Genomic DNA, 26,028 nt, shown 5'->3' with positions numbered 1-26,028 from the left:
TCGAGCCCCAGCGGCTCGGCCACCAGCGGGTCAGTCGGTGACGGTAAAGAGGCTAACATTGTTGGGTGAGCGCCCCCGATCTAACCCCTGAAGAAATCCAAAATTGTCTCAAGGTTTTGGAGAACATCCATGTCTACGACGAAGAACATCCTGACTACGTTTCGGTTCGCCGAGCTACGGGCAAGATGTTCAAAGCCGTCAAGCGGCACCGTCGCAACGTCAAGCGTGATGCCATCAATGACGCCGACAAGGCCGTTATCGCGTTGACCGCCACGGCGGCACCGGACCGCATTGACGATGAGACCCGGGGGAACAAGCTCAAACCTTCAACGACAGGTGACACGGCGGGGACGCTGCAACGTTCCCGTCCGTGCTACATCTGCAAGCAGCACTACACGCAGGTGGATGCCTTCTACCACCAGCTGTGCCCCGACTGCGCTGCGTTTAACCATTCCAAACGCGATGCGCGCACTGACCTCAGCGGAAAACGCGCGCTGCTGACCGGCGGCCGGGCAAAGATCGGCATGTACATTGCCCTGCGTCTGCTTCGCGACGGCGCACACACTACTATCACCACACGCTTCCCCAAGGATGCGGCACGTCGCTTCGCCGCGATGGAGGACAGCAGCGAATGGCTCCACCGCCTCCGCGTGGTTGGAATCGATCTGCGTGACCCCACCCAGGTTGTGGCCTTGACGGACTCCCTGATCGAAGCCGGCCCGCTGGACATCATCATCAACAATGCCGCCCAGACAGTTCGCCGTTCCGGCAACGCTTACAAGCCCCTGGTTGATGCTGAGCTGGAAGAGCTGCCCACGGACTTGCCCATGCCTGAGCTGGTCACCTTTGGCCACGCTCACGACAAGCACCCGCTGGCCTTGGCCACGCAAATGATGGAACACCCCCAGATGGGCGGCAACGAAATCGCCGCACTCGCACTCTCCATGGGATCGGCGTCCTTGGAGCGCATTGAAGCCGGCACCGCCATTGATGCTGGTGGTCTGGTTCCCGATGTGGCCGCGCTCAACAGCTGGACCCAGGTGATTGATCAGGTAGATCCGCTGGAGATGCTTGAAGTTCAGCTCTGCAACGTCACTGCTCCGTTCCTGCTCGTTTCCCGTCTTCGCCCTGCCCTGCAGGCGTCCACAGCTGAGCGCAAGTACATTGTGAACGTCTCCGCCATGGAGGGCCAGTTCTCCCGCGCCTACAAAGGCCCCGGACACCCGCACACCAACATGGCCAAGGCCGCGCTGAACATGCTGACCCGCACCAGCGCCAAGGAAATGCTCGACACTGACGGCATCCTCATGACAGCCGTAGACACCGGCTGGATCACCGACGAACGCCCGCACTTCACCAAGGTGCGCCTGGCCGAAGAGGGCTTCCATGCTCCCTTGGACCTGGTGGATGGCGCCGCGCGCGTTTACGATCCCATCGTCATGGGTGAATCCGGCGAAGACCAGTACGGGGTCTTCCTGAAGGACTACAAACCCAGCCCGTGGTAAAGCACGACGGCGGCGGGCCGGCTTTCGCATCATCGCTGCGAACACTGGGGCCGGGACTGGCGGCCGCACTCGCGGCAGTAGCTGTTTCCCTTCTGGTCCATGCCCTGGTGCCGATGTTGCCTGCCATGACTGTCGCCGTCGTTCTGGGCATTGCTGCCGTCAACGTGCCCGGCTCCTCGGCCTGGTGCCAAGGCCCGTGGCGCGCGGGGCTGAACTTTGCTGGGAAACATCTGATGCGAGTTGGCATCGTTTTTCTCGGTCTCAAGCTCAGCATGGCCGACATTATGGATCTGGGCTGGACTAGCGTGGCTCTGGTGGTGGCAGTGGTACTGCTGAGTTTTGCCGGCACCTACGCGTTGGGGAAGCTGTTCCGACTCGAGAGCGAAACGTCACTGTTGATTGCCACCGGCTTTTCAATTTGTGGCGCCTCAGCTATTGGAGCCATGGCGGCCGTCAAGGGCACCAAACACGAGGACACAGTACTTCCTGTGGCTCTCGTGACCCTGTGCGGGACGCTTGCCATTGGCGTGCTTCCGCTTCTCATGCACCCACTGGGCCTATCTCCCCTGCAGTTTGGTCAGTGGGTAGGGGCGGGCGTACACGACGTAGGGCAGGTAGTGGCCACCGCACAAACCGCCGGAAGCGTTGCGCTCAGTGCAGCCGTGGTCATTAAGTTGACGCGTGTGGTGCTGCTGGCTCCCATTGTTGGTGTAGCCGGAACAATGGAACGGCGCCGCCACAAGAATCTAGCCAGTACGGGCAAGTTTCCGCCGGTCATCCCCCTGTTCGTGGTGGGCTTCTTGCTGCTGGCTGCCCTGCGCAGTACGGGGTGGCTGCCGGAGATGGTCATTGAAGGCGGTGCCCTGGCACAGGATATTGCCCTCGGCGCTGCGCTCTTTGGCCTGGGTTCCAGCGTCCAGGTCCGGGAACTTCTGCAGACCGGGCTCCGCGCCACCATCATGGCCATGTGCGCCTGGGTACTCATCGCCTCGCTGGCCCTGGGTGCCGTGCATCTAATGACCCCCTGATCTGCTTTTGCTGCCCGTGCATGATTGAATCAAAGGGTGCCGAATTTCAATCTTTCTCGCAGCGAAGCTGCCACTCGCAAATCTTTCCTCACGGTCCACAGCTACGACGTAGATCTCGATCTGAGCGGGGCCGAGGACCCGTCAGTTCCCGGTTTCAGTAGCCGCAGCACCATCGTCTTCGCCGCGGATCGATCCGTGCCCGCTTCGGAGCAGACGTTCCTAGACTTTATGGGTCTGAGCGTTGAATCAGTGGTCTTGAATGGACAGCCGCTGGAGATTGCGGAGGTAGTGGATGGTGCACGGATTCACCTGCCCGGCCTGGCTGCCCAGAACACAGTTGTTGTCACTGCCACGTCCGCCTATTCCACCAGTGGCGAGGGCCTGCACCGATTTGTGGATCCCGCAGACGGCTTGACCTATACGTACACCCAATACGAACCCGCCGACGCCCGCCGCGTCTTCGCCAACTTTGAGCAGCCAGACCTCAAAGCACCCTTCACCTTCCACGTGAATGCCCCGGCCCATTGGACTGTGGCCTCCAACCAGTCAGTGACCACTAAGGAGCCGGTATCCCAGCCATCTGAACTTGGCGGCCCCGGGCTCACCCGCTGGAACTTTGCCCCAACGCTGCCCATCTCCACTTACATCACTACAGTGTTGGCTGGACCCTATTTCAAAGCCGAAGACCAGTTCTCCATGGTCTTTAGTGCCGATGGCGATCACGCAGGTCAGGAACTGACGATCCCCTTGGCCGCTTATTGCCGGGCCTCACTAGCCCCCCATTTTGACGCCGATGAGATTTTCAAGGTCACCAAGGCTGGGCTGCAGTATTTCAACGAGCTCTTCGACTACCCGTACCCGTTCGGCAAGTATGATCAGGCGTTTGTGCCCGAATACAACCTGGGCGCCATGGAGAATCCGGGCTTGGTGACCTTCACCGAGGCCTACTTGCATGCTTCCCGAGCCACAGACACCGCCTACCAGCAACGCGCCAACACCATCATGCACGAGATGGCACACATGTGGTTTGGGGATCTGGTCACCATGGGCTGGTGGGACGATCTCTGGCTGAAGGAATCCTTCGCCGACTTCATGGGCCACCTGGCCGTGGCCGAAGCCACCGAGTGGGGCGAAAAGTCTTGGACCATGTTCGCCAGCCGCCGCAAGGCGTGGGCTTACACGCAGGATCAGTTGCCCACTACGCACCCGATCGTTGCCGATATTCCCGATCTGGAGGCAGCCAAGGCCAACTTTGACGGCATCACCTACGCCAAGGGCGCCTCCGTGCTCAAGCAGTTGGTGGCCTATGTTGGCAAGGATGCGTTCATCGCCGGCTCCCGGGAGTACTTCCGGAACCACGAATACTCCAACACCTCGCTGAAGGATCTGCTGGAACCGCTGAGCAAGGCCTCGGGCCGCGAGCTCGACGACTGGGCCAGCAAGTGGCTAGGCACCTCCGGCATGTCCACGCTGCTGCCGGATCTGGACATTGACAAGGGCGCGGTCTCCTCCTTGACCATCAAGCATTCGTCCTTGGATCCTGTCACCGGCAGCACGGCTCTGCGCCCGCACCGCTTGGGGGTTGGCTTCTTCACGTACGACGCCGGAGCCTTGGTCAAGAGCCAATCGTTTACTGTGGATGTGGTTCGGGAAGATACGGTCGTGGCCGAGGCTGTGGGCTCCCCTATCCCCGATCTAGTTCTGGTCAACGATCAGGATCTTAGCTACGCCAAGGTTCGCCTGGATGCCGGGTCCATGAGCACCGCGCTGGCGAGCGTTGGCCGCATTGTTGATCCGCTGGCTCGCAGCCTGGTGTGGTCGGCGTTGTGGAACGCTACGCGTGATGGCATGCTCCCCGCAACCGTTTACTTGCGCACCGTGGCGACCCACGCCGGCGGCGAAGCTGACACCAGCTTGCTGCAGACCTTGGCGGATAACGCTCTGCACGCCTTGGCCTACTACTGCCCCGCCGCGGACCGTGCCGCTACGGCGGAACTGTTGCTGGCCGGCGTCGAACATCATCTCCGCCAGGCAGAGCCGGGCAGCGACGAACAACTGGTCTGGGCACGTACCCTGGCGCTCTTGGGTAGAGGCAGCGACGCTGTCAATGCCCGGAGCCGGGAACTTCTAGCCGGTAGCAATGTGCCGGACGGACTCGTGGTCGATGGGAGCCTGCGTTGGCTGCTGTGGCAGCAGCTGGCCGCACGAGGGGCAGCTACTATGGCCGAACTCGATGCCGAGTTGGCGGCCGACACCACGGCCGAGCACCGTGCAAACCACTGCACGGCTGTGGCAGCCCTGCCTGAGCCCGCATTGAAGCAGCAGCGCTGGGCCGAAGCGGTGGAGGAGAGCGATCTGAGCAACCAGTTGCTCAGCGCCACGATCGCCGGGTTCATGGTGGGCAGCCAGGAACTGCTGGCGCCATATACCGAGCGCTATTTCGAAGCCATTGAGCCGATCTGGAACTCGCGTAGCTTGGAAATTGCCGGGCGCATTGTCCGCGGACTGTTCCCGGCGCACCAGGATCTGCTCGCTGGGCTCGAACCCGAGCACCATCCGGTGGTGCACCGCACGGACCAGTGGCTAACCGAGCACCCGGACTCAGCTAGGGGTCTGCGCCGCATGGTGATTGAGCAGCGCGATCACCTGCTGCGGGCGTTGCGGGCACAGGCCGGGAGTGCCCCATCTGGAAGTGCACCGTCTGGGAGTGCTCCGTCTGGGGCGTAAGGCTAGCCACCGGAATAAGTTGTCGCTTCAACTAGTTGGCATGGAGTATGGCCTCCCCAAAAAATACCGCTAGCCTGCACCCAAAGCCGCACCGGACCTTGTTTATTGCCCTTGCTTCAGCCTTGATACTGGTTCTCGCCGGGGCGGGGATTTGGTGGGGCGTGAAAGCGGCTTCCTCGGATACTCCGACGGGGGTTTCTGGAGACAGCCCGACTGCTGGGGCAACGGTGGCTGCCCTAACTGCGCGCACCCACATGGGCGCCATCGAGTTGCGCACCGCAGCACTGGCTCCCATGCGGGAGTTCTATGTGGGTGCTGTGGGTCTTGAGGTGCTCGGAGAATCCGCCGAGCACCTCAGCCTGGGCAACAAGGGGGTGGAGCTACTGTCAATCACCCGTGCGGACGGTCTTGCCGCCGATGCCCCCACGGCGGCCGGGCTGTACCATTCGGCGATCCTCTACCCCAACGAACAATCCCTCGCTCAGACACTACTGAACGTGGTGACCGAAGCTCCGCAGAGCTATGCCGGCAGTGCGGACCATGCAGTGAGCCTGGCGTTCTACTTCTCGGATCCGGACGGCAATGGCCTAGAGCTTTATGCCGACACTCCCAAAGATGAGTGGGTCTGGAAGGACGGGCTGGTCCAGATGGGCTCAGCGGCGCTGGACCCCAACGCGTTCCTCAATGAACACCTAGGTAAAGCTGCCGCCGAGGCAGCGGCAACCGTCGGCCACGTACACCTGCGCGTCGGAGATCTGCAGCAGGCCCGCACGTTCTACGCCGACACGCTTGGCTTCGCCGTCACCGCCGAGGCTGACGGGGCACTTTTCTACGCGGCTGGCGGATATCACCACCACCTGGCAACAAATACCTGGAACAGTGCCGGTGCCGCGCCTCGCGCCGCAACCTCGGGCTTGGGCAGCTTCACCGTTCATCTCGGAGACGAGGCGGCATTGCTGGCCGTGGCACAGCGCTTGAGCGATGCCGGGCTCACTTTCACGCAGGATGCTTCCCTCATCACTGTCAATGATCCCTGGGGAAATACGGTGCGGTTGCTCGCCTAAGAGCCCGGGAGTTGGGCTCCTCGGAGCACCCACCGCACCCAGGTAAAGGTCATCCCCAAAAAGACTGCCAACCATGCTGCCACGGCCACCCAGGTGGCCACATGACCAACCCAGGCTACGAGCGGCATCTGGTTTTCGGTGCCGAACCTGTAGGTCGCCACGGCAAACATGCCCAGCGGGAACACCACCGACCACAGGGAGGTGGAGTAGTTGAGGGGTTCACGGCGCACCACATGTCGCCAGAAACCAAAAGCCACTAATAGCGGAACCCACCACATTCCAAAGGCCCACAGCAAATAGCTGATGCCACCCACGGTAGGGCCAGCCAAATGAACCACCGGAACATCGCCTGGCAGGTGCAGGATCATAGATCCAGCGAGAACCGTGATGGCGGTGGCACCCATGAAAATCCAGTTGGTGGGCACAATGCCACCCTGGTTTTCGCCGCCAGTGAGCAGGCGCAGCATGACCAACGTTGTCAGGGTTAGGTAGAGCATGATGCCAATGCCCCAGAACGCCACCGCAGCATCGCTAAGGAGGCGCATTTGACTGCCTCCTGTGGCGAGGGATGCTGCGGCCATCGACAGGGACTGAGTGGACACCACCCACAGAAACCAGGTCCCATCCACCGGCAAGAGCCGCGGCCGGCGCGTCTCGCCTATTTCAGTGCGCAGCATCATAGACAAAGGAACGCCGTAGGCCAAAAACAGCCACAGCGGGATGCTCATGGCTGCCATAATCCACGTGAGGAATGGTGCCACCGGATGGAAGCCAATGCCCACCACATTGATGGCCGCCACCAAGGTGAGATATCCAAAGCCCCTGTGCGGGTTGCGGAAATCGGCGACCACGTGGGTAGTGTGGACCACCAGCCGGCCCAGCAGCCCCACCATCAGCACCACGAGGCCGGCGACAGCGATCCACAGCAGAGCCCACGCAGACCGGGTCCAGCGGGCATCAAAGAGCGCTGCGGAAACAATGCCCGTAGCCATAACAAAAGCAAAGGAGGCCGGCGGCTGATTGGGCCAGCCCTTCCTGATGCGTGAGGTGCCGTGGGCTAAGGGGTTCATGGCACGCGGTGCAGCCATTCTTCCGTGCCAAACTTCGATTCAACCCGGCGCTGCGCCTCGGCTAGTTCCGCGTCGGTTAGTGTCGCCATATGCGCGTCATAACGGGCAGCAAACGTGTCAGACATGCGGTCCAAAATTTCCTGTCGGCTCATGCCGCTTTGCCGTCGTAGCGGATCCACGCGCTTCTTGGCCGAACGTGTGCCCTTATCGGAGAGCTTTTCCTTGCCGATGCGGAGCACTTCAACCATTTTGTCGGCGTCAATGTCGTAGCTCATGGTCACGTGGTGCACCATGGCGCCGTTACTCAGACGCTTTTGGGCTGCCCCACCAATCTTTCCCTTGTCTGTGGCAATGTCATTGAGCGGAATGTAGAACGCTTCAATTCCCATGGACTCCAGAGCCGCCAGCACCCAGGTATCAAGGAATTTGTAGGAGTCCTCAAAGTTCAGCCCGTCCACCAACGTCTGCGGCACGTACAAGGAGTAGGTAATGCAGTTGCCTGCCTCCATGAACATGGCACCGCCACCAGTAACACGGCGCACAACCTTGATGCCGTACTTTTCAACACCAGCTGGCTCGAGTTCGTTGCGTACGGACTGGAAGCTACCAATGACCACAGACGGCTCGTCCCAGTCCCAAAAACGCAGGGTGGGGTTCCGGCGCCCTGCCCCAACTTCTTCCACGAGAACCTCATCCAGGGCCACGTTGAGGGCTGTGGGCAGCACCGTCGGGGCAATGATGTCCCACTTGTGGTCAATCCAGCTGCTTGCCTTGGCCAGGGCACGGCGGACGGTAATGGCAACCGCCTGTGCGGAGAAACCAAACAACACCGCATCCTGCGGCAAAGTAGCCGTGATGGCATCTGCCATTCCTTCTGCCGGCAGGTTGGCGGACAGTCCGTTCAGTGCCGCATTAATGTCATCGAGCGCCTCATCGGGCTCGAGGAAGAAATCACCACTGACATGCACATCATGAAGCAACCCGTCCGTGACAGAGCAATCGACCACCACCAGCTTGCCGCCGTGGACCTTATATTCACCATGCAATTCAGAAGCCATAAGTACATCATCCCCGGGTCCTCCCACAGCTCGCAAACTCGCCGCGGGTCCCTCGGACCCGTGGGCCCAAAAAAGCACAGTCCTCCCCACCCCAGAAAACTCGCCGCGGGAATGTACAGCTTTAAACAACAGCAGGGCCCGCACCAATCGGTGCGAGCCCTGCTAAAGAAACTGGGGAAAGAAGTATTACTTCTTGCCGAAGCCCGAGAAGCGAGCGTTGAAGCGCTCGACGCGACCGGCGCTGTCCATGATGCGCTGCTTGCCCGTGTAGAACGGGTGCGACTCTGAGGAGATTTCAACGTCGATGATGGGGTAGGTGTTGCCATCTTCCCATTCGATGGTCTTCTTGGACGTTGCGGTTGAACGCGTCAGGAACTTGGTCTCGGAAGCCAGGTCGTTGAAAACTACGGCTTCGTACTTCGGGTGGATGTTCTGCTTCACAATGAACCTCAGAGTGTAATTGCCTGGATTTTGCCAGACAGATGAATGTTATGGTCACGAGGACCAGCTAGAAACTTTACCGGTTCCAGCCCATTTCACCAAGCCCGATCCGTCAACGCAGCCAGCGCACTGTTGGCGTGAACATCCATATTGGTTTCACTGGAGATTTGGAAGCGCAGGATCTGGGCGGAATCGACAATGAACGTGGCTCTTTTGGTGGGAAGTGACTTTGCCAACAGTCGACGTCGGACACCAAACAAATCTGCCACCGCACCATCCCGGTCACTCAGGAGCGGGTAGGTGAAATTGTTTTTCGTGGCAAAGTTGAGCTGCTTGGCTACGGAATCGGTGCTGATGCCCACCATGGCCGCTCCTGCAGCTGTGAATTCTGCCTGCAAATCGCGGAAGTGGCAGGCTTCCTTGGTGCAACCGCCGCTGCTTGCCAGGGGGTAGAAGAAAATCACCAACGGGCCATTGGCGGTTAGCTCGCTCAGACTCCGCGTAACTCCGTGCTGATCGAGCAGGGAAAAATCGGCCACTTTCTCATCAATTTTCATGCTTCCACATTACTCGCGGCTGAGCCGATCAACACATGAAACACCGAGGGACACTGACACATACCGACAGATACTGACGGACACTGATTTAGTGGCGCGGATCGGTCGCAAAGAAGGCAACGGCACTGGCTGCTGCAACATTGAGCGAATCCACGCCGTCGGCCATGGGGATCATGACGGCTAGATCCGTCTGCGCCAAGGTTCGGGCGCTGAGGCCGTCACCTTCGGTTCCGAGAATGAGCGCCAACTTCTGATCGTTACGTGCGGCGAGTTCTTTAATAGTCAACGAATCCTCCACGAGGGCCAGGGCCGCCGTCGTAAATCCGGCGTCATGGAGCACTTGGATACCTTCTGGCCATTGGGGCAACCGAGCCCACGGGACCTGAAAGACGGTGCCCATGCTGACGCGGATGCTACGGCGGTACAAGGGATCGGCGCAGCGCGGGGTCACCAGGACGGCGTCAACACCCAGGGCGGCAGCGGAGCGGAAGACAGCACCAATGTTCGTATGGTCCACAATGTCTTCAAGGACAGCGATGCGGCGGGAGTTGGCCAAGAGCTCTGACAGGTCCGCCGGTTCGGGGCGGTGCATGGCTGCCATGGCGCCCCGGTGCAGGTTGAAGCCGATGATCTTCTCAAGGATTTCGGCCGTGCCCACGTATACCGGAATATGATCGTAATCAGCCAGAATGCTGGCCAAATCCGGCAGCCACCGTTCGGTCATGAAGAAGGATCTCGGCTGATGCCCCGAGGCCAGGGCACGGCGAATGACCTTCAAGCTTTCAGCGATAAACAGGCCTTCGGCCGGCTCCTTGACCTTGCGCAATTGCACATCCGTCAGGGACAGGTAATCGCTGACGCGCGGATCCGCAGCGTCGTCGATATGGATGATCATGCCACCACCAATTTCTGAATCATGAAGAAGAGGGCCACCAGGCCTAAGATCACAATGACGGTGCGCAACACCACGGGAGGGAGTTTGCGGCCAATGCGGGCACCGAGGAAACCACCGGCCAGCGAGCTCACGGCAATCAACGCCACCACCTGCCAGATGATCTTTTCCGGTGCAAAGATCAGGTATGAGATAGCCGCAACGACGTTGACGCTCAGAGCGAGAACGTTTTTGACGGCGTTGGCGTTTTGCAAGGTGCCAGACATGAAGATGCCCAAAATCGCCACAAGCAGCACACCCTGGGCGGCCACAAAGTAGCCGCCGTAGACGCCGGTCAAAAATACCAGAAGCATCATAATGGTCTCGTGAGAACGGCTCGATGTAGCGGATTCGCGGCGTTTCTTGATCACGGCTTGGAGTCGCGGCTGGAAGATCACCAGGGTCAGGGCCAAAACAATGAGCGCCGGGGCCACCAATGCAAACACTGTCTCAGGCAGGTGCAAGAGCAAATACGCACCCGTCATTCCGCCGAGCAACGACGCCGGCATGAGGCGGGCTAAGTTGCGGCCCATCCCACGCAGCTCACGCCGGTAGCCCCATGTTCCGGAAACTCCACCGGCGATCAAACCCATGGCGTTGCTGACCACGGCCATGACAGGGGCAATCCCCAGCGCGATCAGGATAGGGAAGGTGACCAACGTGCCGGAACCAACCACGGTGTTGATGGTTCCGGCCCACAGACCGCCCAGCAGGATGAAGAAAGATTCAAGCACATTCACTGCTGGGTGTGGTCCTTAGCAAAATTGACGAAAAAAGAAGTTCTGTGGCTAAGAAGTACCTCGCCTATTAGTACCGCGGCGGTTAGTGCCGCGCCGTTGCCGTGTACCGTCCGGCGGTGTTTGTCACGGTCAGGGGCAGACCGAAGGTCTTGCTGAGGTTCTCTTCGGTCAGGACCTCTGCGAGGGGGCCCTGAGCCACCACACCGCCATCCCGCAGCAACATGGCATGCGTGAAGCCCGGGGAATCTCTTCGAGGTGATGGGTGACCAGCACAGTGCTTGGAGCCATCGGATCGGCGGCCAATTCGCTCAGGCGCTTGACGAGCCCCTCACGTCCGGCCAAGTCCAGGCCGGCGCCTGGCTCATCTAAGAGCAGCAGCTCAGGATCACTCATGAGGGCTCGCGCGATCTGCACACGCTTGCGTTCGCCCTCGCTCAGAGACGCGAAGGGGCGGTTGAAGAAGGTGGAGACTCCCCACTCTTCCAACAGCCCAAAGGCGCGGCGTTCGTCGTCGCGCTCGTAATCCTCACGCCAGCGGCCGGTGACGCCGTAAGAGGCAGTCACCACAACATTAAGAACTTTTTCGTGCTCCGGAATCTGGTGGGCCAACGCGGCCGAGGCGACGCCAATGCGGGGCCGTAGCTCAAAGACGTCGACGGCGCCCATGACCTCATCCAGGATGCCCGCCACGCCGCGGGTGGGGTGTAGGCGCGCGCCTGCGATCTGCAACAGGGTGCTCTTGCCCGCGCCGTTGGGGCCAAGCACAACCCAACGCTCGCCCTCGGTGACATGCCAATCGACGTTGTCCAACAGTGTCTTGGTGCCGCGGACTACGCTGACACCTGCCAAACCCAAAACTTCACTCATAAACAATGAGCCTAGGGCACACAAGGCAGCCAGCGCTAACCGAAGCAGCCAGCTCACGCTCCGGGTAGGCGGTCACAGGTGCTGATTGGCTAGACTACTTTTCATGCCCTCCACATTTACAGCAGTCAGCTATGGCCAAACGCTCTCCCCCGCAGCTCTGGACAAGGTTCGTTCCGTCCTGACCGCACACGGCTACCGCATTGCCAGTGAACGTACCGAAAGTCATCCGGGATTCGACGCCGCCGTGCTGGAGCTGGGCTCTCTGGAACCTAGTGGGACCAGTGATGCCCAAGCAGCGGCACGCATTGCACGCCTGCGCGCGGATCTGGGCGAGGCAGCGCAAGAGGGCGTCTGCACAGCCATTGTTCCGGACACGCTGCGTGAAGCGGAACGCAAGTTCATCATCATGGATGTCGATTCCACACTCATCCAGCAAGAAGTCATCGAGCTGTTGGCCGCCTATGCCGGGACCGAGGCGGAAGTTGCCAAAGTCACTGAGGCGGCCATGCGCGGAGAACTGGATTTTGCGCAGAGCCTGCACCACAGAGTAGCCACCTTGGCAGGGCTGCCGGAGAGCGTGCTGTCCGAGGTGGGAGCCAAAATCAAGATGTCGGTGGGCGCCGAGCGGCTCGTGGCCACCGCGAAAGCCGCCGGACATGTGGTGTGCGCAGTCTCAGGTGGCTTCTCTCAAATCTTGTCCCCGCTGGCCGAACGTCTGGGCTTGGATCATGCTCTGGCCAACGACCTGGAGATCGTTGATGGGCACTTGACCGGGAAGGTCAGCGGCGCCGTGGTGGACCGCGCCGTCAAAGCTGTGCAGCTTCGCACGTGGTGCGCCGAGGCTGGCATTGCCGAAACTGCCACGATGGCCATTGGCGACGGCGCTAACGATCTTGACATGATGGCAGCGGCAACGCTGGGCGTGGCCTTCAACGCCAAGCCTGCCGTGCGAGCCGCGGCCGATGCGCAGATCAACATCCCCAACCTCGATGTGGCGCTGGTTTTAGCCAACATTTAGCAATCAGCGTGTAGTACCAACACAACAGCGGTCCCGTAGCGTGAGCTACGGGACCGCTGAGTTTAAGCTGATTTCACTACAGGCTGTCCGGAAGATCCGGAAGATCCGGGAGGCTTGCGGCCTACTTGAAGTAGTCGGCGCCACCCACGTATTCGGTGTGACCTGAGGGAACCTCGGCGGATGCCATCTTGGCAATCTCAGCGGCAAATTCAGCCACGGAGTACAGCTTGCCGGCCTCGGCGCGGCGGGCTTCAATGGCTCCCGGATTGGCGCGGTCCAGCAGAGTTGCCGTCACGGTGCCTTCAATCATGTCGCCGGAGACAACCACCAAGGAGATGTCCTCTGCGGCGAGGTTCGGGATCAAGGCCCGCAGAGCATCTTCGCCGGCACGCTTGCTCTTGGCTACCGGCAAGTACTCCGGCATAGTGGCCACAGTTTCAATGAAGTGCGCCTGGTGGCTTGTGACAAACACCACGCGCGAGCCGGCGGGCATCACCGGCATGGCAGCGTTGAGCAGGTTGACCTGGGCGTCGCGGTTGAGCTGCAGGGCGTAGTTCTCTGCCATGCCGCTTTCCATGCCGCCGGATGCGTTCAGGACTACCAAGTCCAGCGAACCGAAGTTCTCCAGGGCCGCGCTGACCAGAGCCTGCACGCCTTCCTGAGTGGTCAAGTCTGCGCCTACGGCAACTGCGCGGCCACCGGCCTCCACAATCTGGGCCACAACCTTGTTGGCGCGCGGTGCCTTCTGGCGGTAGTTCACTACCACTGCCGCACCTTCGGCAGCCAGGAACTTGGCTACATCAGCACCCACTCCACGTGAGGATCCGGTGACAATAGCTGTCTTTCCGTCAAGCTTTCCCATAAACAATTCCTTCGTTTCTTATCAATGTTCCACGCGCCAGGTGACATTTTCACTCATCTGATGCGGGCAGTCTTATATCGAATCCTAATGGCGCGCCGACGTACCGCCGAGTACACCGGCCTGACACACGCCCGGGGCACACCGCCGTCGAACTTTAGTGGCCCATGCCCAATCCGCCATCAACGGGGATGACAGCACCGGAGATGTAGGCGGCCTCATCGCTGGAAATCCAACGAACCACGTTGGCTACTTCCTCTGCCGAGGCAAAGCGCCCGGCCGGGATGGTGGAGAGGTATTGCTTCTGGGTGGCCTCGGGCAGCTCAGCGGTCATGTCGGTGCTGATGAAGCCAGGGGCCACAACGTTGGCGGTGATGCCGCGTGAGCCCAGTTCACGGGTCAGCGAGCGGGCAATGCCCACCAAGCCGGCTTTGGAGGCGGCGTAGTTGATCTGGCCCGGGGAACCGTACAGGCCCACCACGGAGGAAATCAGCACCACGCGGCCCTTGCGCATGCGAATCATGCCCTTGGATGCGCGCTTGATGACGCGGAATGCGCCCGTGAGGTTCGTGTCGACGACGGACGTGAAGTCCTCTTCGCTCATGCGCATCAGCAGGGTGTCCTTGGTGATGCCGGCGTTGGCTACCAGCACCTCCACGGGGCCGTGTGCAGCCTCAACTTCGGTGAATGCGGCATCGATGGACGCCGCATCTGTCACGTCAGCCTGAACGCCGAGGATCCCTTCGGGCAGTTCGGAAGCGCTACGGAAAGTCACGGCGACCTTGTCTCCGTTGGCCAGAAATGCCTTGGCGATGGCCAGACCGATGCCCCTGTTGCCACCCGTGACCAAAACACTGCGGGCCTGCTTCTCGGCGCCTACCGATGCACTCATGTATTCCTCCTGGAAGTTTTTTCTTTTCAACTCGGTGATAAAGCGGTGAACTGAGGCGAGCCAAAGTCCGTGCCGCACCGCGAGCTGCACTTTAGTTAACGAATCCTACTGGGAAAGCAGCCCCGGCTCACACTTGGGCTTTTGGTTGAACACTTCTGCAGTGAGAGAATAGAAGCGTCCCTTGGAGTGTGATGAAAGAGCAATCAGCTACGCCGAATCTCGGTGCAGGCCGGCGCGCTAAGTTCAACAGCGGCGAGCCTGAGTCCCCCGTTCTATCCATAACTAACGCCGCAGTTCCGCATAGCGAGGACATGCGTCACAGGATGAAGCAGTACGCCCTTACCATGGGTATTCGCATGGTCTGTCTGGCACTGATCTTTGTGGTCGACGGATGGTTCAAGATCATCCCCGTGGTGGGCGCAGTGGTGCTGCCATGGGTTGCCGTCATTATTGCCAACGGTGGCGCGGATATCACCAAGCAGGAATCCGTGGAGCTGCTCGATGCGGCACCGCTGTATGCCCTCAATGGCCATGAAAAAGGGATGGACGACGCCGATGCCTCCACCCCTGAATTCCTCACCGGCGAGATCGTCCCCGAGCCTGAGGACGCCGAAGGTACAGTTGCCGACGCACCTGACACCGAGAAGAAGCTCTAATGAACATCTTTGATCTTTTGGGCGCCGAATCGGCCGCTGAGCCGCCCGCAGCGCAGACACCCATTTGTTCCCGCAAGGGTTGCCGCGAAAACGCCACTACCCAGCTGCTGTGGAACAATCCCAAGATTCACACAGCGGAGCGTCGTAAGATCTGGTTGGCTTGCTCCGAACATGTCGCTTGGCTCGAAGATTATCTCCAAAGCCGTTCGCTGTGGAAAGAGACGCTTCCGCTTGAGGCAATGCCGCCAGCGGACCCACACTCGAGCCCTAAGGATTCGCTCTAGTTCATGAAGACGTACAAATTTCTGTTCTCCAGTAAGTGGCTGGGCTATTTTGTCGTGGCGCTCATCTTCGCCCTTGCCTGTGTGGCCTTGGGCAACTGGCAGATGAACCGACGTAACGCAGTGGTGGAGAACATTCACAAGATTCAGCAAAACTATGCTGGCACCGTCGTGGACTACGCAGATATAGCCGCCAACTTTGATGAGCTGGACCCCGCCAAAGAGTGGACGCAGGTTCGCCTTAAGGGACATATCAAACAGCGGACCAGCGAGTAGTCCGCAACCGGCCCCTCAACGGTGGTCCCGGCTATGAGGTGCTCGTTCCGCTGACACTGGAAAATGGTGACACCGTCATCATTGACCGCGGCTGGTTGCCGATTGGCAACAAGGAAGCCGGTCACCCGGACACGGTTCCGCAGCCGGAAGCTGGCACCGTTGAGGTCGTCGCCCGGCTCAAGCCGGCCGAACCCACGCTTGACCGTGGCGCCCCTGTAGGGCAACTGGCGTCCATTGATTTGAAGGCCTATGCAGCGCAGCTGGACTACCCGATCAAAACCGGATCTTATGGGCAATTGGCCACCGAATCCCCCGCTGCCGCCGTGAATCCGGTTCCCTTCCCGGCCCCTTCCATCGATGAGGGTTCACACCTGAGTTATGCCCTGCAGTGGATAGCTTTTGGCATCCTGGCCTTTGTGGGCTTCGGCTACGCCGCGAAAATGCAACGCCGTAACGACGACTTCGACGCTTTGGAAGCCGCCGAGTCTGGGGTTCCCGTTGAGGAACTCTACGGCCACGGATCAGCGTTCCACCCACGACGTCACGCCAAGGTTCGCAAGCCCGGAGCCAAGCCAACAGCAGAAGAAGCTGAAGACGCGCTTCTGGACTCTCAGGGATTCTGATGGTGGACCCTGCAGGGAATCAAGCAGGCAATCACGTACTGGATCCCTTGGTTGAGAACGTCCGGGGTGCTTTGCTGGCTGCTGGCTTGCCGGACACCGTGATCATTGTGCCGGACTCCGTTGCCACAGCTGCCACGGCTGCGGCCGTGCTGGGGTGCGATGTTGGCGCTATTGCCAACAGCCTGATCTTTGCGTGCGGCGGCGAACCCCTGCTGATCCTTGCCAGCGGCGGAGCAAAGGTGGATACCAAGAAGGTTGCGCGCGATCACGGCCTGCCTAAGATCAGCCGCGCCACCCCGGACTTTGTCCTCGAGCACGCGGGCCAGCCCGTTGGCGGCGTGGCGCCGCTAGGGCATCCCTCCCCCATCCGCACCTTCCTCGACACGGACTTGTTGGGATTCCCCCTCTTGTGGGCCGGCGCGGGCAGCCACCAAGCCATGCTGTCCATTAGCTACCGGGATCTACTTGTTACCACAGGAGCAACGGAAACAGCCGTACGCTAGTCCCCACTCACCGGCCCAGCAAATCGCTGGCGCGATTTCCTGGGAACCTGGTGAGCGTGGGCCCAACCACATCCTCCCTGACTTCTGCCAAACCTTCTTCGCTCGGGCGCACATGCAAGAACGGCGGGAGGCTCCCTTAATTTCTTAGGGAACCTCCCGCCGTCGTACTTAAGCCGGTAAAACTAGGCCATCGTAATGAGATCCAGGTAGTCCGGACTCCACAGGTCTTCGTCACCGTCGGGCAGCAGCACTACTCGCTCGGGGTCCAGGGCCGCAACAGCACCCTCATCGTGACTGACCAAAACTACGGCACCGGTGTAGTTCTTCAGCGCGCCAAGGATCTCCGCGCGGCTGGCGGGGTCCAAGTTGTTAGTGGGCTCATCAAGCAGCAGCACGTTGGCACTGGACGCAACAATCGTGGCCAAGGCCAGGCGGGTCTTCTCGCCACCGGAGAGAACCCCGGCAGGCTTGTTGACGTCGTCCCCGGAGAACAGGAACGAACCAAGAATTCCGCGAACCTCGGCATCATTCATATCCCCGGCAGCAGAACGCATGTTCTCCAGAACCGTGCGGGAAACGTCCAGGGTGTCATGTTCCTGGGCGTAGTAGCCAATCTTCAGGCCGTGACCGGGGATGATCTTGCCCGTGTCAGGCTGAGAGACGCCAGCAAGCATGCGTAGCAGCGTGGTTTTACCGGCACCGTTGAGGCCCAAGATGACAACCTTGGATCCGCGGTCGATCGCCAGGCTGACGTCCATGAAAATTTCCAGAGAGCCGTAAGACTTGCTCAGCCCTCAGCCATCAGCGGGGTCTTGCCACACGGTGAGGGATCAGGGAAGCGCAGGGCGGCAACCTTGTCATTGGCACGGACCTCTTCAAGTCCGGCCAGCAAGCGCTCGGCACGCTTGGCCATGTTCTGTGCAGCAACGGCCTTGGTGGCCTTGGCGCGCATTTTGTTGGCCTGCTCCATGAGCACGCCGGCCTTCTTCTCAGCGTTGGCGCGTTCGCGGCGTCGTGCGCGTTCATCGGTTTCACGCTGAGCCAAGTACTTCTTGTATCCCAAGTTGTACTGGTCGATCGTGGCGCGGTTGGCGTCGAGGTGGTAAACCTTGTTCACGGTGGCGTCCAGGAGCTCCACATCGTGGCTGATCACAATCAACCCACCGGTGTGACTCTTGAGGAAGTCCCGCAACCAGGCGACGGAATCCGCGTCCAAGTGGTTAGTGGGCTCATCGAGCAGCATGGTCTTCGCGCCGGAGAACAGGATCCGGGCCAGTTCCACACGGCGGCGCTGACCACCGGAGAGAGTCTTCAAAGGCTGGTTGAGGATGCGCTCGGGCAGGGCGAGGTTTGAGGAGATCGCAGCGGCCTCAGCTTCAGCGGCGTATCCGCCGTGGGCCAGGAATTCCGCCTCGAGGCGGTCATAGCGGCGCATGGCTTTGTCGCGAATGTTGTTGTCTTCGCTGGCCATGTCATTCTCGGCCTTGCGGAGCTTGGCGATGACCTTATCCAGATCACGGGCCGCCAGAATGCGGTCCTTAGCGAGCTGCTCCATGTCCGGGGTCCGGGGGTCCTGAGGCAGGTAGCCGATCTCGCCTGTGCGGGTGACCTTGCCACCGGCAGGCAGTCCTTCACCGGCCAGGACACGGGTCAGAGTGGTCTTGCCAGCACCGTTACGGCCCACCAAGCCGATCTTGTCGCCGCTGTCGATGCGGAATGATACTTCGTCCATGAGCAATCGAGCTCCAGCACGTAACTCAAGGTCTTGGACCGATATCAACGTAGTAACCTTTCACAGTAAGTGGATAAGTGCCGCGAAACGATTTCTCCCCACAATGGAGGAGACCTGCGTTGTACAACCTATCCAGTCTAACGAGGTTCCGGGAGACAAAATCTCCCCTGCAGCAAAACTTTATGGAAAGGCCCCAAAATGACTTCTTCAACGCCGAAGAATGAGACGTTGACCACAGGAAATCATCCTCCTATCACCTCCGCTGGCGTGCCCGCTACTCGCTCACCGCGCAGGCGCTGGGGCGCCATGGACCTCTCCCTCATTGCTGTTTTCGCCGCTCTCATGGCCGCCTCAGTCGCCGTTCCAGGTATCAATGTGGGACCTTTCGGAGTGGCCATCACCTTGCAGACACTCGTAGTGGCCCTGTGTGGTCTGGTCCTTGGCTTTTCTCGCGGAACCGCGGCAGTAGGGCTCTACGTGTTGCTGGGCTTGATTGGCCTGCCCATCTTCAGTGGTTTCCGTGCCGGGCCGGCCGTGCTGGCAAGCCCGTCGGCTGGCTACATTGTGGGCTTCATCTTTGGTGCCGCCGTTATTGGCCTGCTGGCAACGTTGGCTGTTCGCAGCCGGTGGCGCCCCGCGGCTTTGTTCGCAGCGGCGATGGCTGGAACCGTGGTGATCCACGCCTTTGGCATTGTGGGCTTTGTCATGAAGGGCATGAGCTGGCCGACTGCCATGGCGGCCGATGTCCTCTACCTTCCGGGCGACATCATCAAGAACGTTCTTGCCGTAATCATTGCCCTGAGCCTGCACCGGGCATTCCCTGACCTTTTGGTCCGCCGCCAACGGTGATTGATTCCTCACACCGCGGCATTGTTCTGACCCAAGCTGGGGTCACCCTTCCGCCAGCAGATCCCCGCACACAGCAAGCAAAACAAATTCTGGCGCCCCTGTCTCTAACGTTGAGCGAACAAAGAATCGCCGTCATTGGTGCGAACGGCTCCGGCAAGTCCACCTTGTTACGGCTCCTCAATGGTCTGCTCCTGCCCACCACCGGAACGGTGAGCGTGAATGGCCGCAGCACCCACACTGATGCGCCCGCCGTTCGCCGCAGCGTGGGCTTTGTCTTCACCGATCCCCTGTCGCAGCTGGTCATGCCCACTCCACAGGAAGACCTTGAGCTGTCCTTGCGCCGGCAGAAGCTGGGCAAGAAGGAGCGTCGGGATAAGGCCCTCGCCATCTTGGGTAGCTACGGGCTGGAGCATCTAGCTCAGAGCAGTATCTATGAGTTGTCTGGTGGCGAACGGCAGCTGACAGCGCTGGCCACCGTCTTGGCCGTTGACCCGGATATTCTGGTGCTCGATGAGCCGTCCACGCTGCTCGATCTGCGCAACACCCGCCAGCTCATGCAGCGTCTCACGGCCCTGCCCCAGCAAGTCATCATGTCCACCCACGATCTCTCCCTGGCAGCCAGCTTTGACCGAGCCTTGGTCATCGATCAAGGCCAGGTAGCGTTCGACGGCGATCCGCACCAGGCCATTGCGGCTTACCGGGAGTTGGCGGGTTAGTGCGCGGCCACGCTTTCATGGTTGCCGGGTATGTCCCCGGCGCCTCGCTCATCCACCGCACGCCACTGGCGCTGAAGGCAGCGCTTTTGTTTGCCGTTGCTGTGCTCTGCCTGGCCTCGCCGTTGATTTCGGTCATGGTGGGTGCGCTCACCACCACGGCAACCGTGGTCTTGGTGGTAGCCGCCCATTGTGTTGCGGGCTTGTCCTGGCAACGGATGTGGCGTGCTGTGCGAATGATGCTGATCTTCTTGGTGCTTATTGCGGCGTATCAGTGGTGGCAGCACGGAGCGTTGACGGCGTGGCAGGTCATTGCCGCCATTGTGGCCACGGTGCTAGCTTCCAATGTTCTGACTGCCACCACGCCTGTGGACGAGCTCTTGGACGGGCTGGCCGCTCTGGTCAGGCCCCTGCAGCGCTTCGGCGCCGATCCGGAACGTTTCTCGCTCACAGTTGCCTTGATGCTGCGCAGCATCCCGTTTGTTATTGGCGCCTTTGCCGATGTTCGAGACGCAGCCCGTGCCCGCGGCCTGGAACGTAATTTGCTGGCCCGGTCACTGCCTGTGGTCATCGCTACTGTGGGGTATGCCCGGGCCACCGGTGAGGCGCTGGCGGCACGTGGCCTCGGCGATCCCGAGCCAAAAGATGCCGAGCCAAAGAATTTGGAGCACGACGGCGGATCCCTCCCCTAACGCCGTCGGAAGCGTGCCGCGGAGAAGTGGATGAACTTAGCCTTCCACCAGTTTTGGCCAGTTGCTCGCGAAGTAGCTCACGAACGTCTCCGCGAGTTTCTCCGAGCGGAGGTGGTCCCGCGTCACGGGGAAGGACTGTTCCGTGGCGGGGCAGGTCCAGGAAGTGCTCCAGGAGTGTTCGGCTGCCTTCAGGAGTATGAGCGGGAAGTTTGGCAACGTCCCACAATGACAAGTCGAGGATGGTGATGTCTCCGCTGGCGAAGAGCTCACCGACGAGCTGGACCCTGTCCTCAAAGACCAAACCGTAACGTTCCGCTGACAGTCGAAGCCCACTATGAAAGTGCGGACCGCCGCGTTCCCGGCGCGCGGGGACCACCTGTTGAACCTCATCTGTCGTCATGCCTCGCACGCCGGTCTGGGCATCATCCCACGGCCCCACGACCTCGAGACCGGACAGCGTTTTCTCCGCGCGCACGCCTCCGTGATGGGCCTGCACCGAGGACCGCGCACCGGTAGCAGAAACGCCGGCGGGCAAGGCGTTCCCGCCCGGGAAGGTGTTCATCGGAGCAGATACCAAGCGGACCAGGCTTACCCTGCCCTGCCTCGTGAACATAGGCGGCCGCAGTCTGCAAGAGGCCGACCCCGCCTTCGGCGCGAGCCATCAGCCACCTGAGCTCCTCCTCTGAGAGAGTCCCATCGAGATTGCTCTACTGATTAGTCATGGGCGCCAGGACCAGACGATGAGGCAGAGAGCACCCCTAAATTGACGTCATGTAGCCTCCAATATCCTGTCCTTGCGGGGCCAACTGATCTCGCGAATGGGAACATGTTGATATGGAAAATTTCATGCGCTCACTGGCCAATGAGATTCTCAGCGTATTGGCCCGGGTCGCCGCTTAGCAGCAGTCGATGGCATTGATGGCAGTGGCAAAACTTCCTTCACCGCCAAGCTAGTGGTTGAAGTACATAACCGACCCGTGATTGTTATCCACACCGACAACTGCCTGAACCCTTCCGCCGTCAGGCATGCCAAAGGGCGTACGTCACCAGAGGGTTTCTGGGCGGACACCTACAACTACGCAGCGTTACGTGATCAGGTGCTCGTGCCCCTTGGTCCCACGGGTGATGGATGCTACTCGCCGTCGTCTTATGACTCACGGGCAGACCCAAGCGAACCAGCCCCCTATGTTCAGGCACCAAAGGATGCACTTGTCATTGTGGAAGGCATGTTCCTGCACCGCGATGGACTGGCACCTTACTGGGATACGTCGGTGGGCAACGTCTGAACTTCCAAGCAGCTCGTCCGTGGGGACGTGCCACGTTCGTGGTGGAAACCACAGATTTCTCGTCACCGAAGGTGATGCGTCCTTACGTGTCTGCTTCCACCGTATTTTGGCCTCAGAGTGAGGAGACGGCTAAATGAGAGGTATGGCTGTGACATGGAATTCCAGAGCAAGTGACTCCCCTGACGCGCATTGGATGGCGGAATTGCGGGCCGAAGTCATGCGTGCCGACCTTGAACGGCTTGGTCGCTATGACGCGGTAAGAGTTCGTCAACGTTTCCTCGATGCCTTCATCCCCGAGCACAAACGAGTCATTGTTGCTGCCAGTCAAGACATCGGGCTGGTGGCAATGCACCCAGAGACCGATGCGGTGTGGCTGGAGTATTTCTACATCGCCCCTGAATACCAGGGCCTGGGTATCGGTCGTGACGTTCTGACCCGCGTCATGGAAGTGGAGCAGCTGACAAAACCCCTCCGCTTAAACGTGCTCCAAGGCAGCCCGGCCCCTGACGTCGATCGAGCAATCTCTCATTGACATTGCTCGCGAGACAATCGACGCAACCACTGATGCCGGTCCTGGCGAAGACGGTGTGCACACTCGGAGCCGCCCGCGCCGCTGGGGCATTCGAGCTGAGCCACACTGTGGCAGTTGGAAATCATGGCCGTGGCGTGAAGAGCCCGTGCGGACGCGATCGGAAGATTCTTGCCGAGTACGACCCACAAATACGCGTGGTCATGGATTCACCGCAAGGATTAGTGAGCGTGCTAGCTTCCGATCTTTTACCCTTCGCCTATGACTACCGTGCCGAACAATCCTGACGGCCAGCCTTTCGCAGAAGGATCCCAGCGGGCAGGCACCTTACTCAGGCCCAGCCGCCGGTTCATTCCGTTTTCTGTGGCGCTTTCAGGCTTACAGCTTGGAAGTGCGCAGCAAGTCCAATGCCTCCGGCCACACTGATCATGGCGAACGCATCCCGGCCAGCAGTTCGGCCAGCACCCGCAGCTCCCACCTCGCGCTGCACTTGGGCGAGCAGCCGCGTCACCAACACAGCCCCGGACGCACCGTACGGGTGCCCCAAAGCCAACGCCCCGCCGTCGTGGTTGAAGAGGCCGGGATCGAGGTCGAGGATGTCCGCCACAGCCAGCACTTGGGAGGAAAAGGCCTCATTGAACTCGATGAGAGAGTCCCGAACCTGAGCGATCTGCATTCCATTTCGGGTCAGCAGCGATTCCATGGCGTGCGCTGCACCCACCCCGAGCAGATTGGGATCATTGCCCGCAACAGCGCTGGCACGAAACGCCAATACAGTTCCGGGACCACCTTCCAGAGTCTTCGCCATCGCCCGGGCCCGAGTCAGCGAAGTAACGACAGTCATCGCCGCCCCATCGCTAAACGGACACGAATTGCCAGCAGTCACGGTACCACCTGGAACAAATGCCGGAGGGAAGCGTGCCATGAGGCCCGCGCTGAGCTTGGGCCGTGGTCCCTGATCTTCAGCGAGGCCAGCGAACGGCAGCAACTCCCCGGCAAAGGCACCATTGCGCTGTGCGTTGAGCGCCCTGGCATGGCTGGCCCTGGCATAATCGTCCTGACGTTCGCGGGTGATGCCATAGTGGCGTGCCACGTTTTCAGCTGCTACGCCTGCGTCGGGATCGCCTGTTTCGAGCGGAGCAAATTGTGCCCTGTCGAAGAACTCCAAGGAGCCGTCAGCGGCCTTGTGCGCGCGGGCCGGAGCTGTGCTGATGCTCTCCACTCCCCCGGCCAAATAGAGCTCACCGGCGCCAGCCTGCACCAATCTGGCGGCCAGAATGATCGCTTCGAGGCCCGATCCGCACTGCCGATCAACGCTCAGTCCCGGAACCTGATCGGGCAATCCGGCCGTCAGGGCGGCTAGCCTCGCCACATTGCCACCGCCCCCGGTGGCATTGCCCACGATGACGTCATCGATGTCTGCCGGGTTAATACCCGAGGCCGCAACGAGATGCTCAATCACGGCGGCAGCCAGCTCATGTGCTCTGTGATGCTTGTAGGCGCCGCCGGCCTTGGCCGTGGGCAGCCGCTTAGCCATAAATACCACCGCGATGGTGTCAGGGTTGTGGGCTCCAGTTTCAATACCTATTGCATCAGCAGCTAATAGTTCACCAGCGGCGTTGGACACGGGGGTCTCCTTTCACAATCCACTGGATCAGTACTGCCCTGCTGATTTTGCCGCTCCCCGTCAAAGGAAGTTCGGCCAGCTCGTAGTAGTGCGACGGACGGTGGCTTGCTGGCAGCCCCGCAGCACCGGTGCGCAGGATGGCCACTGCATCATCAATGGTGCCACCGTGGTTCCTACCCGAACCGTGTGCAGCCGGGCGAAAAGCTGCAATGACCAGGTGGCCCCGCACGGGATCGGGAAGTCCTGCAACAATGACGTCCAGCTCTGTGGAGCTGCTGCGCCCGGTCCGCCGGAGCGCCTGTTCGACGGCGTGCGGGTAGACGTTGGCACCGGAACACAGGATCATGTCACTGGCACGGCCCGCTAGGTGAAGGACTCCATGCTGATCGAGGCTGCCCTGATCATGCACGGTGTACCAGCCGCCGGTCCCTAGCTCAGAAAACGCCAGACCGTCCTCACCCCAGGCGTAACCGCTGCACACATAGGGGCTCTTGACGCAGACGCTTCCCAGTTCCCCCGCACGCACCGGCCTGCCCCGCCCATCACGAATACTCAGTTGCACACCGGGAAAAGCGCGCCCCACGCCGTCGGAATCACGTGGACTAACAGCTGGCTCCAAGGTTGTGGCAGCGACAAATCCCAGCTCCGCTGCGCCGTAGTACTGGTGGATCACGGCGTTCGGTGCCCAGTGCTGTGCCAAGGCAGCCGTTGCACCGGTCAGCGCGGAGCCGGCGCAAACAATACTGGTGATGCCCGGGCTAGCTGCCCGGTAGCCACGCCGCGACGAGCCAGCAGCTCCAGGACCGTGGGCACCAGCACCAGCCTATTGACGTGGTGGGCTGACACTGCGGCCAGTGCCGTATCAGGGCCGAAATCCGGGAGCGCAATAAAAGTTCCACCAGCAAAAATGGTCTCACCCAGCGCGTAGAGATTCATGCTCGCGGCCATGGGACCCGGTGCCAGCGTGACCGTCGCGGGAGTGAGCCCGAAATGCTCCGTGCTGCGAATAAACGATTCGTGCCACGATTCCGCGCTCCGGGTGAAGGCCTTGGGCAGTCCGCTGGTGCCGGAGGAAAGCCCCAGTAGGAACGGCGGAATTATCTGATCGTGGGTCCTAGCCCACTTCTGGGCGGTGGCTGTCAGTTGTTTGCGCAGCTCCTGCGGCCAGCTGGCATCCACCACCATGGCTGTTTTGTGTTGGCGTATGGCGGCACAAAACTGGACGGCCAAGTTCACGCCTGCGGGTTCATCGATGACGGCGATCGCTCCAGTGCCGGATTCACATCCGCTACCGGACAAGGTTGCGGCAGTTTCAGCTGCCGCGAGCAGGCTGGCGTAGTCAAAGTGCTGGGCACCAACAATGACGGCAGGGCGAGATCCGGTGGTCTTGGCCCAGTGCTGGAGTTTATCTATGAACGGCATTGCCTTCATCGTAGAGGAGATGGTGAGCTAGAGAAATCCGTCAGCTGCCAGTGTGCTTTCCCACAGGGGGCTGCAGTGGCGG

The 26,028-nt window shown here is 60.6% G+C and carries 24 protein-coding genes and 3 pseudogenes; 14 read left to right on the top strand and 13 right to left on the bottom strand.

Annotated features, from left to right (window positions below):
* Positions 1-65: 65 nt before the first annotated feature.
* Genes AS189_RS11305 through AS189_RS11290 form a run of 4 tightly spaced genes read left to right on the top strand, consistent with a single transcriptional unit; the run spans position 66 to position 6,324 of the window.
* Positions 66-1,505: an SDR family NAD(P)-dependent oxidoreductase gene (locus tag AS189_RS11305; protein ID WP_062288804.1), complete on the top strand. Its 1,440-nt coding sequence runs from the start codon at positions 66-68 to the stop codon at positions 1,503-1,505.
* The gene (locus AS189_RS11300; protein ID WP_193393479.1) at positions 1,499-2,533 is read left to right on the top strand and encodes a YeiH family protein; all 1,035 of its coding nucleotides are present in this window, start codon (positions 1,499-1,501) and stop codon (positions 2,531-2,533) included. The genes AS189_RS11305 and AS189_RS11300 overlap by 7 nt, the downstream gene beginning before the upstream one ends.
* Positions 2,534-2,569: 36 nt before the next feature.
* Positions 2,570-5,260 carry an aminopeptidase N gene (pepN, locus tag AS189_RS11295; RefSeq protein WP_062288801.1) on the top strand — a complete coding sequence of 897 codons (2,691 nt, stop codon included), beginning with the start codon at positions 2,570-2,572 and terminating at the stop codon, positions 5,258-5,260.
* A 47-nt stretch (positions 5,261-5,307) separates the two neighbouring features.
* A complete protein-coding gene (locus tag AS189_RS11290) occupies positions 5,308-6,324 on the top strand; it encodes a VOC family protein (protein ID WP_082634244.1) in 1,017 nt (338 codons plus the stop codon).
* Here AS189_RS11290 and AS189_RS11285 read toward each other — a convergent pair.
* The 7 genes and pseudogenes from AS189_RS11285 to AS189_RS11255 form a co-directional block, all read right to left on the bottom strand.
* Positions 6,321-7,412, bottom strand: coding sequence for a tellurite resistance/C4-dicarboxylate transporter family protein (locus AS189_RS11285; RefSeq protein WP_062288798.1), 1,092 nt, complete (start codon positions 7,410-7,412; stop codon positions 6,321-6,323). The genes AS189_RS11290 and AS189_RS11285 overlap by 4 nt on opposite strands.
* Positions 7,391-8,452 carry a lipoate--protein ligase family protein gene (locus AS189_RS11280; protein WP_082634243.1) on the bottom strand — a complete coding sequence of 354 codons (1,062 nt, stop codon included), beginning with the start codon at positions 8,450-8,452 and terminating at the stop codon, positions 7,391-7,393. Before AS189_RS11280 ends, AS189_RS11285 begins: the two co-directional genes overlap by 22 nt.
* A 186-nt stretch (positions 8,453-8,638) precedes the next feature.
* Positions 8,639-8,893, bottom strand: coding sequence for a type B 50S ribosomal protein L31 (locus AS189_RS11275; protein ID WP_062288789.1), 255 nt, complete (start codon positions 8,891-8,893; stop codon positions 8,639-8,641).
* A gap of 95 nt (positions 8,894-8,988) precedes the next feature.
* Positions 8,989-9,450 (bottom strand): peroxiredoxin, encoded by a 462-nt coding sequence (locus tag AS189_RS11270; protein WP_062288787.1) that lies wholly within the window; start codon positions 9,448-9,450, stop codon positions 8,989-8,991.
* A gap of 88 nt (positions 9,451-9,538) precedes the next feature.
* Positions 9,539-10,345 (bottom strand): TrmH family RNA methyltransferase, encoded by an 807-nt coding sequence (locus AS189_RS11265; RefSeq protein WP_062288785.1) that lies wholly within the window; start codon positions 10,343-10,345, stop codon positions 9,539-9,541.
* Positions 10,342-11,121 carry a sulfite exporter TauE/SafE family protein gene (locus AS189_RS11260; RefSeq protein ID WP_062288782.1) on the bottom strand — a complete coding sequence of 260 codons (780 nt, stop codon included), beginning with the start codon at positions 11,119-11,121 and terminating at the stop codon, positions 10,342-10,344. The genes AS189_RS11265 and AS189_RS11260 overlap by 4 nt, the downstream gene beginning before the upstream one ends.
* 82 nt (positions 11,122-11,203) lie before the next feature.
* Positions 11,204-11,988, bottom strand: a pseudogene (locus tag AS189_RS11255) (ABC transporter ATP-binding protein).
* Between the two features lie 103 nt (positions 11,989-12,091).
* On the opposite strand from AS189_RS11255, the gene serB reads away from it, so the two are divergent.
* Positions 12,092-13,006: a phosphoserine phosphatase SerB gene (gene serB, locus AS189_RS11250; protein WP_062288780.1), complete on the top strand. Its 915-nt coding sequence runs from the start codon at positions 12,092-12,094 to the stop codon at positions 13,004-13,006.
* A 121-nt stretch (positions 13,007-13,127) separates the two neighbouring features.
* Here the strand turns inward: serB and AS189_RS11245 are convergent, their stop codons facing one another.
* Together AS189_RS11245 and AS189_RS11240 are read right to left on the bottom strand one after the other, a co-directional pair.
* The gene (locus AS189_RS11245; protein WP_062288778.1) at positions 13,128-13,868 is read right to left on the bottom strand and encodes an SDR family oxidoreductase; all 741 of its coding nucleotides are present in this window, start codon (positions 13,866-13,868) and stop codon (positions 13,128-13,130) included.
* 154 nt (positions 13,869-14,022) lie between these two features.
* Positions 14,023-14,757, bottom strand: coding sequence for a beta-ketoacyl-ACP reductase (locus AS189_RS11240; RefSeq protein WP_062288775.1), 735 nt, complete (start codon positions 14,755-14,757; stop codon positions 14,023-14,025).
* 191 nt (positions 14,758-14,948) lie between these two features.
* Between AS189_RS11240 and AS189_RS11235 the strand changes: the two genes are divergently transcribed.
* From AS189_RS11235 to AS189_RS11220, 4 genes and pseudogenes are all read left to right on the top strand, one after another.
* Positions 14,949-15,413, top strand: coding sequence for a DUF3099 domain-containing protein (locus tag AS189_RS11235; RefSeq protein ID WP_062288773.1), 465 nt, complete (start codon positions 14,949-14,951; stop codon positions 15,411-15,413).
* Positions 15,413-15,697, top strand: a complete 285-nt coding sequence (locus AS189_RS11230; RefSeq protein ID WP_062288770.1) for a hypothetical protein — start codon at positions 15,413-15,415, stop codon at positions 15,695-15,697. The genes AS189_RS11235 and AS189_RS11230 overlap by 1 nt, the downstream gene beginning before the upstream one ends.
* Before the next feature lie 3 nt (positions 15,698-15,700).
* A pseudogene (locus AS189_RS11225) lies at positions 15,701-16,593 on the top strand (SURF1 family protein).
* Complete coding sequence (locus tag AS189_RS11220; RefSeq protein WP_062288767.1) at positions 16,593-17,096, top strand: YbaK/EbsC family protein; 504 nt, start codon at positions 16,593-16,595, stop codon at positions 17,094-17,096. Before AS189_RS11225 ends, AS189_RS11220 begins: the two are co-directional and overlap by 1 nt.
* A gap of 182 nt (positions 17,097-17,278) precedes the next feature.
* On the opposite strand, the pseudogene AS189_RS11215 reads toward AS189_RS11220, so the two are convergent.
* Positions 17,279-18,876: pseudogene (locus AS189_RS11215) on the bottom strand (ABC-F family ATP-binding cassette domain-containing protein).
* Between the two features lie 150 nt (positions 18,877-19,026).
* Between AS189_RS11215 and AS189_RS11210 the strand changes: the two are divergent.
* From AS189_RS11210 to AS189_RS11190, 5 genes are all read left to right on the top strand, one after another.
* Positions 19,027-19,677, top strand: a complete 651-nt coding sequence (locus AS189_RS11210) for a biotin transporter BioY (protein ID WP_082634242.1) — start codon at positions 19,027-19,029, stop codon at positions 19,675-19,677.
* A gap of 20 nt (positions 19,678-19,697) precedes the next feature.
* Complete coding sequence (locus tag AS189_RS11205; RefSeq protein WP_062293500.1) at positions 19,698-20,393, top strand: energy-coupling factor ABC transporter ATP-binding protein; 696 nt, start codon at positions 19,698-19,700, stop codon at positions 20,391-20,393.
* Positions 20,393-21,082 (top strand): energy-coupling factor transporter transmembrane component T family protein, encoded by a 690-nt coding sequence (locus tag AS189_RS11200; RefSeq protein WP_062288764.1) that lies wholly within the window; start codon positions 20,393-20,395, stop codon positions 21,080-21,082. The genes AS189_RS11205 and AS189_RS11200 overlap by 1 nt, the downstream gene beginning before the upstream one ends.
* A gap of 977 nt (positions 21,083-22,059) precedes the next feature.
* On the top strand, positions 22,060-22,368 hold the full coding sequence (locus tag AS189_RS20490; RefSeq protein ID WP_062288760.1) for a hypothetical protein: 309 nt from the start codon (positions 22,060-22,062) through the stop codon (positions 22,366-22,368).
* A gap of 148 nt (positions 22,369-22,516) precedes the next feature.
* A complete protein-coding gene (locus tag AS189_RS11190; RefSeq protein WP_202814084.1) occupies positions 22,517-22,900 on the top strand; it encodes a GNAT family N-acetyltransferase in 384 nt (127 codons plus the stop codon).
* A 346-nt stretch (positions 22,901-23,246) separates the two neighbouring features.
* Here the strand turns inward: AS189_RS11190 and AS189_RS11180 are convergent, their stop codons facing one another.
* From AS189_RS11180 to AS189_RS21010, 3 genes are read right to left on the bottom strand one after another with little or no spacing between them, the layout of a single operon-like run.
* Positions 23,247-24,524, bottom strand: a complete 1,278-nt coding sequence (locus AS189_RS11180; protein ID WP_237759823.1) for a thiolase family protein — start codon at positions 24,522-24,524, stop codon at positions 23,247-23,249.
* Positions 24,505-25,224 carry a class I adenylate-forming enzyme family protein gene (locus tag AS189_RS21015; protein WP_062288751.1) on the bottom strand — a complete coding sequence of 240 codons (720 nt, stop codon included), beginning with the start codon at positions 25,222-25,224 and terminating at the stop codon, positions 24,505-24,507. The genes AS189_RS11180 and AS189_RS21015 overlap by 20 nt, the downstream gene beginning before the upstream one ends.
* Before the next feature lie 17 nt (positions 25,225-25,241).
* On the bottom strand, positions 25,242-25,946 hold the full coding sequence (locus AS189_RS21010; RefSeq protein ID WP_062288749.1) for an AMP-binding protein: 705 nt from the start codon (positions 25,944-25,946) through the stop codon (positions 25,242-25,244).
* Positions 25,947-26,028 lie beyond the last annotated feature (82 nt).

The organism is Arthrobacter alpinus, from assembly GCF_001445575.1.
Lineage (GTDB): Bacteria > Actinomycetota > Actinomycetes > Actinomycetales > Micrococcaceae > Specibacter > Specibacter alpinus_C.
The sequence above is the reverse complement of the archived record's forward strand: the minus strand, read 5'-3'. Positions and strand labels throughout refer to the sequence as shown.